This window comes from Duganella aceris (assembly GCF_011090165.1).
Taxonomy (GTDB): Bacteria; Pseudomonadota; Gammaproteobacteria; order Burkholderiales; family Burkholderiaceae_D; genus Rugamonas; species Rugamonas aceris.
Genome location: NZ_JAADJT010000012.1, coordinates 24161 through 36938, shown reverse-complemented (window position 1 = coordinate 36938; position 12778 = coordinate 24161). Strand labels below are relative to the sequence as shown.

The following is a 12778-nucleotide window of genomic DNA, read 5'->3' as shown; positions in this document are numbered from 1 at the left end:
TGGCTCAGGTGTTAGAGTCCGGATAACATCACTACACGGCCCCGCCATGCTAGCTGCCCCGATTCCCGACAATGACAAAGAACGGCTGGCGGCGCTGCGCGCGTTGCTGATTCTCGACACTCCGCCGGAGGAACGCTTCGACAAGATCGTGCAGTTCGCGGCCAGCGAATTCGACATGCCGATCGCGCTGCTATCGCTGATCGACGAGAACCGCCAGTGGTTCAAGGCCAACGTCGGCCTGGACGCCTGCGAGACCGCGCGCGACATCTCCTTCTGCGGCCACGCCATCCTGCAACCCGACATCTTCGTCATCCCCGACGCGCGCGCCGACGAACGCTTCGCCGACAACCCCATCGTCACCGGCGAGCCGTACGTGATCTTTTACGCCGGCGCGCCGTTGAAGCTGGCGTCGGGATTCGCGGTCGGCACGCTGTGCCTGATCGACCACAAGCCGCGCCAGCTGGACGCCACCGAGATGGCGATCCTGACCACGCTGCGCGACCTGCTGCTGGAAGAGATGGAGGCCAAACATGCCTGAACACCTGAACATGCTGCTGGTGGAAGAGCAAACGCTATTGCGCAAGACGGTCTCGCTGACGGCGCGTTCGCTGGGGCTGGGAACGATCCACGAAGCGGCCACGATGCAGGCGGCCGAGCGCATGCTGCGCGAGCGCTCCTTCAACGGCGCGGTGATTTCGCTGGATTGCGGCACCGGCGAAGGCTGCGGATACAACCTGTCCCTGCTGGACAAGGTCCGCAACGGCGGCTCGGCCAGCATGCCGACGATACCCATCGCCGTCATGGTGGACCACGCCACCACCGATCTGCTGAAGGAACTGCGCGAACGCCGCGTCACCCGCGTGATCCTCAAACCCTTCCGCGCCAAGGTGCTGCTGGACGCCTTCGCCACCTTCAACCCGAATACGCCGCGCCAGTACTAGTAAAGCTCCTTGGCCACCTCGCGCACCGCCTTGAGCAGCAGCTCGGCGCCGGGCGACAGGATGTGACCGTCGACGGTGATGATGCCGTAGGCGTCCATGCGGCACGGCAGCTCGATCGGCAGGATATTCAGCACACCCTGCGATTCGTAATAGCGCGCCACCGCGATCGGCATCACGTTCAGCGCGTCGGTCTGCTGCAGCAGCGGTTTGATCAGCAGCACCGCCGTGGTGTCGACCACGTTGACCGGCACCTCCAGCCCGGCGCGACGGAACATCAGCTCGCAGCGCGCGCGCAGGATGCTGCCCTGCGGCGGCAGGATCCACGGCTGGTTGTAGATGTCGCGCAGTTGCAGGTTCCTGGACTTGAGCAGCGGATGGCCGGGCCGCACCACCGCGCAGGCCGGCTCGTCGCCCAGTTCCTCGTAGCTCAGGCCCGCCGCGCTTTCGCGCTCCGGAATGCGGCCGATCATGAAGTCCAGCCGCCCGCGCTGCAACTGCTCCAGCAGGATGTTGGACTGCTCCATCTCGACGCCGATGCGCAGCTTCGGCGCCTGCTGCTTGGTGCGCGTGATCGCCTGCGGCAGCAGCGCGATCCCCGGCGTCATGATGGTGCCGATGTCGACCTGCCCGCTCAAGCCGGCCTTGATGGCGACGATGTCCTCGTGCGCGAGCGAGAGGCTGGTCAGCGCCATGCGGGCGTGACGGATCATCGTCTCGCCGTAGATGGTGGGCTCCATGCCGCGCGGCAGCCGGTCGAACAGCTGCACGCCCAGCATCTCCTCCAGGTCCTTGAGCTGCTTCGACGCCGCCGGCTGCGTCATGTGCAGCTCCTCGGAGGCGCGATGGATGTTGCGTTGTTCGTCGAGCGCGATCAGCAGCAACAGCTGCCGTGTCTTGAGGCGCGCGCGCAAGAACCAGTTAGGGTTAGTATCCATGGAAAAATGATATCACAATCGATATTGATGGTTACGCAATATCGACTGTTCGGATATCACTTGCACGCCGGTCCAGGATTGGCTGCAGGGCCTTCCCTGGTCTGCTTGATGAACGGGATGGTGCCGTCGGCGTTGTACGCGAACTCCTCCACCGCGACCGAACGCCGGAACTCGCCGCCACCGGGCAGCTTGGCGTTATGGTAGAAGATGTAGCTCTTGCCGTTGAAATCGATGATGGCCTGGTGGATGGTCTTGACCTTGGCGTTCTTCGCCATGATCACGCCGCGATAATGCCATGGGCCGGTCGGACTCGGCCCGGTCATGTACGCGGTCTCCTCGGGGAAGTCGCGCGAGTACGACAGGTAGTAGGTGCCGTTGTGCTTGTGCAGGTAAGGCGCTTCGGTGAAGCGGTCCATGCCGACGGTGACGATGGGACCGTCGAATTCGGTCATGTTGGCTTTGAGCTTGGCGTACTTCAGCACCGTGTTGCCCCAGTAGAGATAGGCCTGGCCGTTATCGTCGGTGAACACGCCGGGGTCGATGTCGTCCCAGGCGATCGGCGCTTCCAGCGTCATGTCGTTGCTGACCAGCGCCGAGCCGCGCGCATCGACGAACGGACCTTCCGGCTTGTCGGAGACGGCGACGCCGATGGCGCGGCCGGGGATGCTGGCGTGATCGACCGTCGCGTAGAAGTAGTATTTGCCATCGCGCTTGGTGATGTCGGCGGCCCAGGCGTCGACTTTGCCGATGGCCCATTTGAACGCGGACGGCTGGATCGGCGAGCCGCGGTCGGTCCAGTTCTTCATGTCGCAGCTGCTGTACAGGCGCCATTCCTTCATCACGTAGTCCTTGCCGGCCGGCTCCGCGCTGTCATGGCCGACGTACAGATAGACCATGCCGTTGTCGACCAGCGCCGCCGGATCGGCGGTGTACAGTTTGGGCAGCAGCGGATTGGCCGCTTGCGCGACGCCCGCCAGCATGCCCGCCGCTGCGATGGCGGCGAGTTTCGATGCATTGTTTTTCAAAGCGCTCTCCAGTTTGTGACGTTATTATTTTTTCGCGGCGCCGATGGCCATCAGGCGTTGCACCACGCAGAAGATGAACAGCAGGCCGCCGATCACGATCTTGGTCCACCAGGAGCTGAGCGTGCCGTCGAAGGCGATCAGCGTCTGGATCGCGCCCAGCACCAGCACGCCGGACAGCGCGCCGGCCACATAGCCGTAGCCGCCGCTGAGCAGCGTGCCGCCGATGACGACGGCGGCGATCGCGTCCAGCTCGGTGCCCTGCGCGTGCAGGCCGTAGCCGGACAACATGTAGAACGAGAACAGCACTCCGGCCAGCGCGGCGCAGAAGCCGCTGAAGGCGTAGATCAGCACCTTGGTGCGCCCCACCCTCAGCCCCATCATCAGCGCCGATTGCTCGTTGCCGCCGACCGCGTAGATGGCACGGCCGAACGGCGTGCAGTGGGCGACGTAGATCGCGACCGCCAGCGTGATCAGCGCGATCAGCGCGCCCGGCGAGATGAAGCCGCCCAGCACCGGCAGCTGCGCTTGCGAGACCGCGACGAAGGTCGGGTCGTCGATGGTGATCGAATTGATGCTGATCAGGTAGCACAGGCCGCGCGCCAGGAACATGCCGGCCAGCGTGACGATGAACGGTTGCAGCTTGAAGTAGTGGATCAGCGCGCCCATCGCGGCGCCGAAGCCGGCGCCGATCGCCAGCGAGATGGCGATCACCACCAGCGGCGGCCAGTGCCAGGTTTGCAGCAGCCAGGCGGAGATCATCGTGGTCAGCGCCAGCACCGAGCCGACCGACAGGTCGATGCCGCCGGAGATGATGACGAAGCTCATACCGACCGCGATCACCAGCAGGAAGGCGTTGTCGATCAGGAGGTTGAACAGTACCTGCTCCGACAGGAAGCCGGGATACGCCCAGCCGCCCGCGCCCAGCAGCACCAGCAGCAATGCCACCGTGACCAGCGAGGTGAAATACGGCGACGACGTCAGCGAACGTGTGTTGGTCATGCGTTACCTTTCACGCGAGCCGGGAAAGCACGGCGCCACATGGTTTTGAATTCGGCCGATTGCGACAGGCAGACCAGGAACACCACCACCGACTTGACCACCATGTTCACTTCCGGCGGCAGGCCGATCGAGTAGATGGTATAGGTCAGCGTCTGGATGATCAGGGCGCCGATCACGCTGCCGGCCAGGCTGAATTTGCCGCCGGCCAGCGAGGTGCCGCCCAGCGTCACGGCCAGGATGGCGTCCAGTTCCAGCAGCAGGCCGGCGTTGTTGGCGTCGGCGCTCTTGATGTTGGAGGTGATCATCAGCCCGGCCACGCCGGCACAGGCGCTGCAGAAAACGTAGACGAAGAAGATCAGCACGGCCGTCTTCAGTCCCGCCAGCCGCGCGGCGACCGGGTTGATGCCGACCGACTGGATGAACAAACCGAGCGCGGTCTTGCGCATCAACAGCGCAGTGACCAGGAATACGGCGGCGACGATGTAGATCGAGAACGGCAGTCCAAACAGGTAGCCGCTGCCGAGGAAGAAGAACGGCTTGTAGTAGACGGTGACGATCTGGCCGTCGGTCAGCAGTTGCGCCAGGCCGCGTCCGGCCACCATCAGGATCAGGGTGGCGACGATGGGTTGCAGGCCGAGGCCTGCGACCAGTATGCCGTTCCACGCGCCGCACAGCAGGGCCGCGCCCATTGCGGCGCACAGCGCCCAGACCATCGGAGTGTTGGCGACATATTCGGGAACGCCGTTCTGCATCACCATGGTGCCGCCGATCAGCATCGCGGCCACCGTGCCGCTGATGGCGACCGTGGCGCCGACCGAGATGTCGATGCCGCGCGTAGCGATCACCAGCGTCATGCCGAGGGCGGCCAGGATCAGCGGCGCGGCGCGATTGGCGATGTCGATCAAGCTGCCGTACAGGTGGCCGTCCTTGATCTCCAGGTGGAAGAAACCGGGGATCATGATCAAGTCGATCAGCAGCAGGATCGCCAGCGCGGCCAGCGGCCGGAAAAGTGGGTGACGCACGAACATGGATACTCTGGAAGGGTTGACAGGCGCGCGCGCGGCTGGCGCGGCGGCCGCACTGGAGGCGTCGGCGAGGCCGGCGGAGACGTCGGCGGGCTTATTCATGATCGGCTCCCGCCGCGATCACGTGCAGCACGGAGGTTTCGTCCAGCGCGCCGCGCGGATACTCGCCGCCGGCCTTGCGGTCGCGCATGACGACGATGCGGTCGCTGACGCGCAGCACCTCCGGCAGCTCGGACGAAATAAACAGTATCGACATGCCCTTGCGGCACAGCGCCGATACGTAATCCATGATCTCCTGCTTGGCGCGCACGTCGATGCCGCGCGTCGGCTCGTCGAGGATCAGCAGGCGAGGTTCGGTGACCAGCCAGCGCGCCAGCAGCACCTTCTGCTGGTTGCCGCCGGAGAGCGAGCCGATAGGCGTCTCGATGCTGGCGGTCTTGATGCCCAAGGCCTTCACATACTCCTCCGCCAGCTGCTGCTGACGCTTGAGCGGAATCGCCCGCATGATGCCGGCGCGCGCCTGCAAAGCCAGGATCAAATTCTCCCGCACCGACAACTCAAGGATCGCACCTTCGTGCTTGCGGTCCTCAGAGCAAAAGCCGATGCCGGCGGCGATGGCGTCGCGCGGCGAAGCGAAGCTGCGCTCCTTGTCGTCGATGGTGATGGCGCCGCTGTCCGCCTTGTCCGCGCCGAACAGCAAACGCGCCGCCTCGGTGCGGCCGGAGCCCAGCAGGCCGGCAAGGCCCAGCATCTCGCCCTGCCGAAGCTCAATATCCATCGGCATCAGCGCACCTTTGCGGCCCAGTCCCACGGCGCGCAGCAAGGTCGCCAGCTTCGACGACGCAGCCACCGGCGCGGCGGCACCCAGGCCAGCCGCCGGCGCGCTCCCTGCCGCCACGCTGCCAGCCGGCGCACCAACCATCTTGTTGACCAACTCCAGCCGCGACAAATCGCTGCAAGCATACTCGCCCTCCCGCTCACCATTGCGCATCACGGTGATGCGATCCGAAATCGCATAGGTCTGATCGAGGAAGTGCGTTACAAACAAAATCGCCATCCCCTGCTCGCGCAATCCGCGCAAGACACTGAACAGCAGCTCCACTTCCTTCTCATCCAGACTGGAAGTCGGCTCATCGAGAATCAGCACCTTGGCCGACACCAGCAGCGCGCGTGAAATCGCCACCATCTGCTGGATCGCCAACGGATAATGCGCCAACGGCAGCGACACATCGATCCGCACCTGCATCCGCTCCAGCAGCTCCGTCGCCTGCCGCTGCATGCCCCGCCAATCGATGCCGGCCAGCTTGCGCGGATACCGCCCAATGAAGATATTCTCCGCCACCGAAAGATTCGGGCAGAGATTCACCTCCTGATAAACCGTACTGATACCGAGGTTCTGCGCATCCAGCGTCGAAGAGGGATGAACCGCCCGCCCATCGAGCAGGATCTGCCCCTGGTCCGGCGCATACACCCCGGTCAGCACCTTGATCAAGGTGGACTTGCCGGCGCCGTTCTGCCCCATCAGCGTATGCACCTCGCCCGGATACAGCTTGAGCGAAACCCCGCTTAAAGCCTGCACGCCGGTAAAAGCCTTGCTGATGCCACGCAGCTCCAGCACCGGAACGGGCGCGGAAGTGAGAGTGCTCATAAATTAGTATTTACGGTTCGGGAATTCCTTGGCCGCCACTTCAGCCGGGAACACACCCTCTTGCGTCGTAAAGCGCTTAGGTACAGGCTTGTTGGCCACCACATCGCGCGCGATCTGCATCAGCTGAGGGCCGAGCAGCGGACTGCATTCCACCGTCACGTTCAGCTTCCCGGCGATCATCGCCTCGAACGCGCCTTTGACGCCGTCGATCGAAATCACGATGATGTCCTTGCCCGGCTTCAGCCCTGCCTCCTCGATCGCCTGGATGGCGCCGATCGCCATGTCGTCGTTGTGCGCGTACAGCACATTGATCTTCTTGCCCTCTGCCTTGAGGAAGGCTTCCATCACTTCCTTGCCCTTGGCGCGGGTGAAGTCGCCGGTCTGCGAGCGGATCACCTTCAGCTTCGGATTGCCGGCGATGATCTCTTCGAAGCCCTTCTTGCGGTCCAGCGCCGGCGCCGAGCCGACGGTGCCTTGTAGTTCAACGATATTCAAAACGGTATCGGGCGTCTTCTTCGCGCGCTCGACCAGCCAGCGCGCCGCGCGGCGGCCCTCTTCGACGAAATCGGAGCCGATGAAGGTCACGTAGAGCGATGGATCGCTGACGTTGACGGCACGGTCGGTAAGGATGACCGGTATCTTGGCCGCCTTGGCTTCGCGCAGGACCGTGTCCCAGCCCGATTCCACCACCGGCGAAAACGCGATCACATCGACCCGCTGGGCGATGAAGGAGCGGATCGCCTTGACCTGGTTTTCCTGCTTTTGCTGGGCGTCGGCGAACTTGAGGGTGATGCCCTCCTTCTTGGCCGCGTCCTTGATCGATACGGTGTTCGCGGTGCGCCATTCGCTTTCGGCGCCGACCTGCGAGAAGCCGATCACCAGCGGCTTGGCGGCGAAGGCCGAAGTATTCAATGTAAAGGCCGCGACCAATGCGGCGGCCAGTACGGTTCTGCGATTGCATGTCATAGCAAAGTCTCCAGATGGATTTTTATGTATTTTCTGTGTCACATACTATGAGAAATAGAAATATCTATCCAATGATATTTTCAACTACATTGATATCGATTCGGATATGTCAACGCAGCAGCCGCAAGCCATACAATCCGCCCGCGATCGAGCCGCCACGGGCGACGAATTTGACCACCAGCTTCTGGCCCAGCCCTGCGGGCAGCGGATAGTCGCGGGTGTACAGCTCCTGCGGCGCGGTCGCGTCCAGCTTGACCTCGGCGATCAGCCTGTCGTTGACCAGGATGTCGAAGCGGCGGCCGGCATCCAGGGTCGAATAGGTCAGCCGCAGCAGGCGCCCTTCGCCCTTGCGGTCGCTCAGCTCGTAACTGAACCAGTTGCTGGCATGACGCCAGTGGCGGCCCTTGTTGATCCCGGCGTCCGCGCCGTCGGCCTTGAAAAAGTGATCGGACTCCGGCTGCTGCTCGCCCGGCGCCACCTGGTCGATGGTGCGCGCGTCCAGCGCCAGGCGCTCCGCCTCGTCCTCGGCGGCCTTGGCGCGTTTGGACTTCAGGTCGCCCGGCGTCGAATACGGCCAATAGACGACGTAGCGCGCATCGTGCACACGGAAGAACGGCACGAACGTGGTGGCGCCGGCCGGCTTGCCCTGCACCAGGCCAGGCGCGACGAAGGTCAGCGGGCGGCCCGGCACCGCGCGGAAGCGGCCGGCGAAGGCCGCCGTGTCACTGACCAGCACCGGCGCCGCTTCCAGTGGGGATATCGGCCCGCTGGCGATGTGGCCCATGCGCGAGTCGTCAGCCAGGAAGTTCAGCTTCTCGTTCGGGAAGGGATCGGTCTTCGCCGCCAGCACGACGGGACCGTGCAGCACCGCGTAGTAACTGGACTTGTCGGGCATTTGCTCCAGCCGCGTTTTCATCGGCAGCTTGATCTCGACCTTGTCGCCGTCGCGCCACTGGCGCCGCACGCTGACGTAGCGGTCCGCGCCGATGCTGGCCTCGACCTGCTTGCCGTTGACGGCGATGCGCAGCGCATCCCGTTCGACCCAACCCGGATGGCGGATCTTCAGCGTGAAGGTCTTGTTGCCCTTGACGGTGATGGTGCTGCTGTCCTGGTCCGGGAAGCGGTTGGCCTGGCGCAGCGTCACGCCCTGCTCGCGCCAGTCCAGCGTCGATGGAATGAACAGGTTGACGTACAGCTGGTCGCCGCGATGGGCGTAGATGAATTCTCCATACTTGGCGTGGTTTTCCAGGCCGGAGCCGACGCAGCACCACATCGCCTGCTGCGGCTGCGAGTAGACGCGGTAGTGGTTCGGCCGCATCGGCGTGAAGTAGACGAAGCCGCCGCTGTGCGGGCGCTGCGACGACAGGATATGGTTGTACAGCGCGCGCTCGTAGTAGTCGGCGTACGCGCCGTCGCCGTCACCGGTGAACAGCAACGCGGTGAGCTTCAGCATATTGTAGGTGTTGCAGGTTTCCGGGCCTTCCACTTCCTCGATCATCGAAGAGAAGTCCTTCTCGCTGTGGAAGTGCTCCTTGACGCTGTTGCCGCCGATGGCGACGGTACGGTGGTCGTGCACGGTCTGCCAGAAGAACCGCGCCGCGTTCTGCCATTCGCGGCGGCCGGTGAGGTCGCCGATGCGCTTGAAGCCGATCACTTTCGGAATTTGCGTGTTGGCGTGCAGGCCGGTGAGTTGGTCCTTGCCGTCCTCCAGCGGTCGCAGGATGGCCTGGTGCGAGAAGCGGATCGCCAGGTCCATGTATTTCTGTTGGCCGGTCATCTGCGAGATGTCGGCCAGGACTTCGTTCATGCCGCCATGTTCGCTGCGCAGCATGGATTGCATCTGCTCTTCGTTCAGGTGCGAGGTCAGGTCGAGCGTCCAGTCGCACAGGGCGATCAGCATGGTGCGGGCGTCGTTGTTGCCGCCGTAGGTGTAGGCGTCGCGCAGGCCGGCGTAGAGTTTGTGCAGGTTGTACCAGGGAACCCATTTGCCGTTGACTGAGAAGTTATCCGCTTGTAGCTTGCCTTGGGCGATATCGCGCCAAGCGCTGGCGCCGCCGGGGATGCCGCCGAGGTAGCCGTCACCATTGGCTTGCTGGCAGCGCTTCAGCTCCGCCACGCAGTAGTTCAGGCGATCGAGGACTTTGGTGTCGCCGGTGGCGGCGTACATCATCGCCAGCGCGGACAGGTAGTGGCCGCCCATGTGGCCATCCAGGCCGCTCGATTCCCAGTTGCCGTAGGTCGGCTGCTTCAACGGCAGGCCGGCTTCGCGCAGGAATGGGGCGAGCAGGCGGTCCGCGTCCAGCGCCATGATGTAGCGGAGATCGGTCTGTTGGGATTCCAGGAAAGGGCTGGCGCCTAGCCGCACGGCCGACAGCGGGAACAGCGCGACCGGGCCGTTGGCGAGCGCGTCGCCGTCAGGATGGCCATTGTCGGCCGGCGCGGCTTCGACCGGAAAGGCGTCGGGGCGCGGCACGGCATCGGCGTCGCTGGAAGCTCGGCCGCCGCTGCCGGGGGACACGGGCTTGCCGGCACGCGCAGTCAGCGCCTCAGCGGCTTGGGCGACGCCTGGCGGCGACGCAACGGCGGCGACCGCGACGGCCGCCGCTTGCAAGGCGCGGCGTCGCGCAGGCTTGTCCGGGGCGGCGGCCATTATCTAGCCGGCAGCTGATTGCTGCGGTATTTGTTCAAATCCGCCTGATCGACTGTCGGCCAGCCGCTGGCGTCCCACTTCATTTCCATGATCTTGAGCTTCTGCAGATAGTTATCGGCGGTTTCGTACGCGTGCAGCACCAGGTAATCCTTGCCGTCCATGGTGTAGGCGCTGTTGTGGCCAAGGCCTTTCCAGTCCTTGTCGCCGGCGATCAGCAGCGAGCCGCCGCCCTTCAGCATGTCGACACCCTCCTTGTCCACATAAGGCCCGGTGACCTCCCGCGACCGGCCGACCACCAGATGATAAGTGCTGTCGCCCTTCCTGCAACACAAGCCGAAGGACGCGAACAGGTAATAGTAATCACCCTTCCTGAAAATGAACGGCGCCTCGATCTCGTCCACCCCCGCCTCGGCAGTGGCGACCGACTTGCCGCGCGAACGGCTGGCGATGGCGTGCCACTCCTGCGGCTCGGCCAAACCGGTCAGCTGCGCATTCAGCTTGACCAGTTTCAGCCCGCTCCAGAAGGATCCGAAAGACATCCAGGCATTGCCCTTGCCATCCTCGATGACGTTTGGATCGATCGCATTCCAGTCGTCGCGCAAGGGCACCGACTGCAACACCATGCCCTGGTCCTCCCAACGATAGTCCGGCGAACGCGGATTCAGCGTCTTGTTGACGGTCACGCCGATGCCCGATGTGTTCTTGCCGAAGCCGGAAACGGAATAATATAAATAGTATTTTCCGTTATGGAAATGCACATCCGGTGCCCAGATATGATCGTCGAACGTCGGCGCAGCCTTCTTTGCCCAAGCCGGCTGCCCCTTGAAGACCCGCCCTTCCGGCGTCCAATCCCGCATATTGGTCGAGCTATAGAAGGTGATACCCGGCCCCGTGCTGAACACGTAATAGGTATCGCCCTCCTTCGCCATCACCGGATCGTGCACGCTGACCTCCTTGGCGTCGCAGGCCGAAAGGCCCGCCATGCCCAGCGCGAACACCAGCGTCGATAAGACAGACTTCATGCCGGCCTCTTTACTCAACCGCGACCACGATCACGGCCTTGGCCGGAACCTTGACGGTCAGTTTGCCATCCGCACCGGCGGCGGCGCTGAACGGCGCCGGCTTGATCGCTTGCGGCGTCGTGAACGAATTATGCGCGTCCATCGCCTCGGCGGTCAGCACCCGGCCCTTGACCGCCTTGATCGTCTGGCCGGGAATATTCAGCGCCACATCGGCCGCCTGGCCCGGATTGGTGTTGACCAGCGCCAGATACAGCTTGCCGTCCGCGCCGCGCGCCGCCGAAGCGCTAATCTCCGGAATGCTCTTGCCGTCCAACGTGTACTTCGGATTGTTCTGCAAGGTCAGCGGCAGCGAGGTCGCGCCCTGGAACGGTACATACATCTCGTAGGCGTGATAGGTCGGCGTCAGCACCATCTTGTCCTTGTCGGTGATGATCATCGATTGCAGCACGTTGACCATCTGCGCGATATTGGTCATGCGAACCCGGTCGGCGTGGGCGTGGAAGATGTTGAAGTTGAGCGCCGCCACCACCGCATCGCGCAAGGTGTTCTGCTGGAACAGGAAGCCGGCGTTGGTGCCCTTCTCCACGTCGTACCAGGTGCCCCATTCATCGACCATGAAGCCGATCTTCTTCTCCGGATCGTTCTTGTCCAGCACCGCGACGTTGCGGGCGATGTGATCGTCCATGCGCAGCGTGTTGGACAGCGTGGAGAACCACTCGTTTTCCTTGAAGCCGGTGGCCGCGCCCTTGCCTTCCCATTTGTCGGTCGGGATGGTGTAGTAGTGGAAGCTGATGCCGGCCGTCTTGTCCTTCAGGCGGCGGCTCAGGGTCTCGGTCCACGTGGTGTCGTTGTCGTTGCCGCCGCTGGCCAGCATCTTCGGACGGTACTGCTTCGGTGCGCGCAGGAAGGTCTCGGTGTTGCGGTACAGGTCAGCGTAGTAGTCCGGCGACATATTGCCGCCGCAGCCCCACGCCTCATTGCCGACGGCGAAGTACGCCACCTTGAACGGCTTGTCGCGGCCATTCTTGCGGCGCAGGTTGGCGAGCGTGGATTTGCTGTCGGACGTCATGTACTCGATCCATTCCGACATCTCCTGCGCGTTACCGGTACCGAGATTGCCGTTGACGTAGGCGTCCGCGCCCAGGATCTCGACCAGGTCGAAGAACTCGTGGGTGCCGACGGCGTTGGACTCCTCCACGCCGCCCCAGTTGGTGTTGACCTTGACCGCACGCTTCTCGCGCGCGCCGATGCCGTCCTTCCAGTGGTATTCATCGGCGAAGCAGCCGCCCGGCCAGCGCACCAGCGGCACGTGCATCGCCTTCAGCGCGCCGACCACGTCGTTGCGCCAGCCCTTGGTGTTCGGGATCTTCGACTTCGGTCCGACCCAGATACCTTCATAGATGCCGGTGCCGAGGTGCTCGGCGAACTGGCCGTAGATATCCTTGTTGATGACGGCGCCCGGCTTGGCGGTGTCGATGGTCAGGCTGACTGCGTCGGCGGCGAAGGCGCCGCCGGAAGCCAGCAGGCACAGAGCGAGCACGCCACGTTTGATGTGATTCATTTTATC

At 63.7% G+C, this 12778-nt stretch carries 11 protein-coding genes; 2 read left to right on the top strand and 9 right to left on the bottom strand.

Annotated elements, in window-relative coordinates; genetic code table 11:
* The first annotated feature begins 46 nt into the window (after positions 1-46).
* Complete coding sequence (locus tag GW587_RS23750) at positions 47-538, top strand: GAF domain-containing protein (RefSeq protein WP_166107295.1); 492 nt, start codon at positions 47-49, stop codon at positions 536-538.
* On the top strand, positions 531-941 hold the full coding sequence (locus GW587_RS23745) for a response regulator (protein ID WP_166107293.1): 411 nt from the start codon (positions 531-533) through the stop codon (positions 939-941). Before GW587_RS23750 ends, GW587_RS23745 begins: the two co-directional genes overlap by 8 nt.
* Here the strand turns inward: GW587_RS23745 and GW587_RS23740 are convergent.
* The 9 genes from GW587_RS23740 to GW587_RS23700 form a co-directional block, all read right to left on the bottom strand.
* Positions 938-1876, bottom strand: a complete 939-nt coding sequence (locus tag GW587_RS23740) for a LysR family transcriptional regulator (protein WP_166107291.1) — start codon at positions 1874-1876, stop codon at positions 938-940. The genes GW587_RS23745 and GW587_RS23740 overlap by 4 nt on opposite strands.
* A 56-nt stretch (positions 1877-1932) precedes the next feature.
* Positions 1933-2856 carry a glycoside hydrolase family 43 protein gene (locus tag GW587_RS23735; protein WP_166107560.1) on the bottom strand — a complete coding sequence of 308 codons (924 nt, stop codon included), beginning with the start codon at positions 2854-2856 and terminating at the stop codon, positions 1933-1935.
* A 69-nt stretch (positions 2857-2925) separates the two neighbouring features.
* A complete protein-coding gene (gene yjfF, locus GW587_RS23730) occupies positions 2926-3900 on the bottom strand; it encodes a galactofuranose ABC transporter, permease protein YjfF (protein ID WP_166107290.1) in 975 nt (324 codons plus the stop codon).
* The gene (locus tag GW587_RS23725) at positions 3897-4928 is read right to left on the bottom strand and encodes an ABC transporter permease (protein WP_166107559.1); all 1032 of its coding nucleotides are present in this window, start codon (positions 4926-4928) and stop codon (positions 3897-3899) included. The genes yjfF and GW587_RS23725 overlap by 4 nt, the downstream gene beginning before the upstream one ends.
* A 91-nt stretch (positions 4929-5019) precedes the next feature.
* Positions 5020-6573 carry a sugar ABC transporter ATP-binding protein gene (locus tag GW587_RS23720; protein WP_166107288.1) on the bottom strand — a complete coding sequence of 518 codons (1554 nt, stop codon included), beginning with the start codon at positions 6571-6573 and terminating at the stop codon, positions 5020-5022.
* A gap of 3 nt (positions 6574-6576) precedes the next feature.
* The gene (locus GW587_RS23715; RefSeq protein WP_166107286.1) at positions 6577-7539 is read right to left on the bottom strand and encodes an ABC transporter substrate-binding protein; all 963 of its coding nucleotides are present in this window, start codon (positions 7537-7539) and stop codon (positions 6577-6579) included.
* Between the two features lie 109 nt (positions 7540-7648).
* Positions 7649-10189 (bottom strand): glycoside hydrolase family 127 protein, encoded by a 2541-nt coding sequence (locus tag GW587_RS23710; protein WP_166107285.1) that lies wholly within the window; start codon positions 10187-10189, stop codon positions 7649-7651.
* On the bottom strand, positions 10189-11211 hold the full coding sequence (locus GW587_RS23705; RefSeq protein WP_166107284.1) for an arabinan endo-1,5-alpha-L-arabinosidase: 1023 nt from the start codon (positions 11209-11211) through the stop codon (positions 10189-10191). Before GW587_RS23705 ends, GW587_RS23710 begins: the two co-directional genes overlap by 1 nt.
* A 10-nt stretch (positions 11212-11221) precedes the next feature.
* Entirely contained in the window at positions 11222-12772 is a 1551-nt protein-coding gene (locus tag GW587_RS23700; RefSeq protein WP_166107282.1) for an alpha-N-arabinofuranosidase, read from the bottom strand.
* Positions 12773-12778 lie beyond the last annotated feature (6 nt).

Bases quoted from the DNA above. Each gene is read 5' to 3' on its own strand.
- GW587_RS23750 (WP_166107295.1), top strand. From the start codon at position 47: ATGCTAGCTGCCCCGATTCCCGACAATGACAAAGAACGGCTGGCGGCG.
- GW587_RS23745 (WP_166107293.1), top strand. From the start codon at position 531: ATGCCTGAACACCTGAACATGCTGCTGGTGGAAGAGCAAACGCTATTG.
- GW587_RS23740 (WP_166107291.1), bottom strand. From the start codon at position 1,876: ATGGATACTAACCCTAACTGGTTCTTGCGCGCGCGCCTCAAGACACGG.
- GW587_RS23735 (WP_166107560.1), bottom strand. From the start codon at position 2,856: ATGCTGGCGGGCGTCGCGCAAGCGGCCAATCCGCTGCTGCCCAAACTG.
- yjfF (WP_166107290.1), bottom strand. From the start codon at position 3,900: ATGACCAACACACGTTCGCTGACGTCGTCGCCGTATTTCACCTCGCTG.
- GW587_RS23725 (WP_166107559.1), bottom strand. From the start codon at position 4,928: ATGTTCGTGCGTCACCCACTTTTCCGGCCGCTGGCCGCGCTGGCGATC.
- GW587_RS23720 (WP_166107288.1), bottom strand. From the start codon at position 6,573: ATGAGCACTCTCACTTCCGCGCCCGTTCCGGTGCTGGAGCTGCGTGGC.
- GW587_RS23715 (WP_166107286.1), bottom strand. From the start codon at position 7,539: ATGACATGCAATCGCAGAACCGTACTGGCCGCCGCATTGGTCGCGGCC.
- GW587_RS23710 (WP_166107285.1), bottom strand. From the start codon at position 10,189: ATGGCCGCCGCCCCGGACAAGCCTGCGCGACGCCGCGCCTTGCAAGCG.
- GW587_RS23705 (WP_166107284.1), bottom strand. From the start codon at position 11,211: ATGAAGTCTGTCTTATCGACGCTGGTGTTCGCGCTGGGCATGGCGGGC.
- GW587_RS23700 (WP_166107282.1), bottom strand. From the start codon at position 12,772: ATGAATCACATCAAACGTGGCGTGCTCGCTCTGTGCCTGCTGGCTTCC.